Annotated in this window: 3 protein-coding genes; all 3 read left to right on the top strand. The window is 55.8% G+C overall.

Features of this window, described 5'->3' with window-relative positions:
- A partial coding sequence (locus tag FJY67_12145; protein ID MBM3330195.1) for a T9SS type A sorting domain-containing protein occupies positions 1 to 286 on the top strand: 286 nt, incomplete at its 5' end.
- A 336-nt stretch (positions 287 to 622) separates the two neighbouring features.
- Positions 623 to 1033: a YbaB/EbfC family nucleoid-associated protein gene (locus tag FJY67_12140; GenBank protein ID MBM3330194.1), complete on the top strand. Its 411-nt coding sequence runs from the start codon at positions 623 to 625 to the stop codon at positions 1031 to 1033.
- The gene (gene pheS, locus FJY67_12135; GenBank protein MBM3330193.1) at positions 1030 to 2055 is read left to right on the top strand and encodes a phenylalanine--tRNA ligase subunit alpha; all 1026 of its coding nucleotides are present in this window, start codon (positions 1030 to 1032) and stop codon (positions 2053 to 2055) included. Before FJY67_12140 ends, pheS begins: the two co-directional genes overlap by 4 nt.
- Positions 2056 to 2207 lie beyond the last annotated feature (152 nt).

Below are 2207 nucleotides of genomic sequence, written 5' to 3'. Positions count from 1 at the left end.
GACTTACCCAAAAGTGATCAATCTGTCGTTGCATCCCAACCCCTTCAATGCAGTGTTAAATGTCCGAATTAGGGAAATTCAAACTGGCGAGTGCCGGGTGCGTCTTATGGATATAGCAGGTCGAATGGTATCAGACAGATCCATCTCCTTCCGGCAGCAGGACGAGGTCTCATTCGTTATTGATACTGCAGAACTTCCGACTGGAATCTATATCGTATCGGTCCTATACCGAACGTCTTCCGGCAAGTCGCAAAGTGCGCTTGCGAAGGCGCTCTTGCTTCGATAGTAAGGACTAAAGGACTATTATTTTTGCACATTGCGTGAAGTTCATGCTATTAGGCTATGCATTCTATTGCGGTATCGTCCAGTAGGGCAGGCTTTCCTGCCTGTCCTTATTAATGGGTGCATGTTATTGTTGCCGTTCTTGGGGGGCGGACATTCCTGTCCGCCCTGAGTTGAAGCCCGATATTGCAAGGGCGGACAGGAATGTCCGCCCTCCAAGGCGGCTCTTTTCTGCACTGATTAATGCTAAAAGGAGCATCCAATATTGTCATTCTGAACGAAGTGAAGGATCTCGTTTGGGATGCTTTTCTTCAGGACGAGATGCTTCACTTGGTTCAGCATGATATGTACCATAAAATGGCACTCTTTATTGCACAGGAAACAGAAGAGAACTAAACAGGGAGATATTCACTTGAAAGGTGGATTCGGAGGCGGGATGGGAGGGATGGGCAACATGCAGAAACTCCTTAAAGAGGCGCAGAAAGCGCAGGCGAACATTGCGCGCGCCCAAGAGGAGATTGCGTTGCTTGAAGCCGAAGGCTCGGCTGGCGGCGGCGCGGTGGTTGCCAAGGTCAATGGCAAGCACGACCTCTTGACGATAAAGATCGATCCGGCGGCGGTCGATCCGAGTGATGTCGAGACCCTCGAGGACCTGATTCTGGCCGCGGTCAATCAGGCGCACGGGGAGGCTGCGAAGCGTGCTGAAGCGTTGATGTCGAAGGCGACCGGCGGATTGCCGGGGATGTTCTGATGATCGACCTCAGCCCTTTGAAGGCGCAGTTTGAAACCGATGCGACGGCTATTGCCGATGCTTCGGGGGTGGAGACGCTCAAGATCGCCTGGCTTGGACGTAAGGGTTTGATTTCGACGCAATTCGACCGGATGAATGAGATTCCGCCAGAGGACCGGAAGGCGTTCGGCGCCGCGCTCAACGAACTGAAACAGGAGGTAGCTGCCCGAATCAAGGACCTAACGACGCGGTTTGCCCAGCCGGTCGAGGAAGCGCGTGTCGATCTGACGCTGCCGGGACTGTCCGACTACCGCGGCGGGCTTCACCCCTTGACGCTGGTGATGGAGGAGGTGATCGACATCTTCCATGGGCTCGGCTTTGCGGTTGAAGACGGGCCGGATGTGGAGACCGAATACTACAACTTCGACGCGCTCAATTCGCCGCCCGACCATCCGTCGCGCGGGCTGACCGACACCTTCTATCTCGACCTGCCTCCGCATCCGACCGAGGGGCGATACTTGCTGCGGACGCACACTTCGCCGGTGCAGATTCGGGTGATGAAGCGGCAGAAGCCGCCGATCCGGATCATCGCGCCGGGCCGTACGTATCGCAATGACAAGCCGGATGCGACCCATTCGCCAGTCTTTATGCAAGTGGAAGGGCTTTATGTCGATGAAGGCGTCGATTTCGCCGATTTGAAGGGGACGGTGCTCGCCTTCTACCGCGCGCTGTTCGGTGCGAATGTTAACATTCGACTGAGGCCGTCGTTCTTTCCGTTCGTTGAGCCGGGAGCGGAGGTCGATGTCAGTTGTTTCTTCTGCAGCGGGAGGGGCTGCCGGATTTGCAAGCAGTCGGGCTGGATCGAGATGGCGGGGGCCGGAATGGTGCACCCGAAGGTGCTGGCGGAGTGCGGGATCGACCCGGAGGTCTATACCGGTTGGGCTTTTGGGATGGGGCTGGAGCGGATCGCGATTTTCCGGTATGGCGTCGATGATATCCGGCTCTTCTATGAGAGCGACCTGCGGTTTCTCGAGCAATTTTAGGACTATTGCATCAAAACGGCTTTGACGGTGCGGATGTGGGAGCCGGACTGAAAGCGGAGGAAATAGACTCCCGATGGCATCCCGCCTCCCGATGTCACTCCGCCTCCCGATGTCATTCTGAACGAAGTGAAGAATCTGAACTGATGCGTGCC

The sequence above is a fragment of the Calditrichota bacterium genome (genome assembly GCA_016867835.1).
Classification (GTDB): Bacteria; Electryoneota; AABM5-125-24; order Hatepunaeales; family Hatepunaeaceae; genus VGIQ01.
This window is presented reverse-complemented; position numbering and strand designations above follow the sequence as displayed.

What these genes read in the sequence shown, in the direction of transcription:
- FJY67_12140 (MBM3330194.1), top strand. Translation starts at nt 623, where the DNA reads ATGATATGTACCATAAAATGGCACTCTTTATTGCACAGGAAACAGAAG.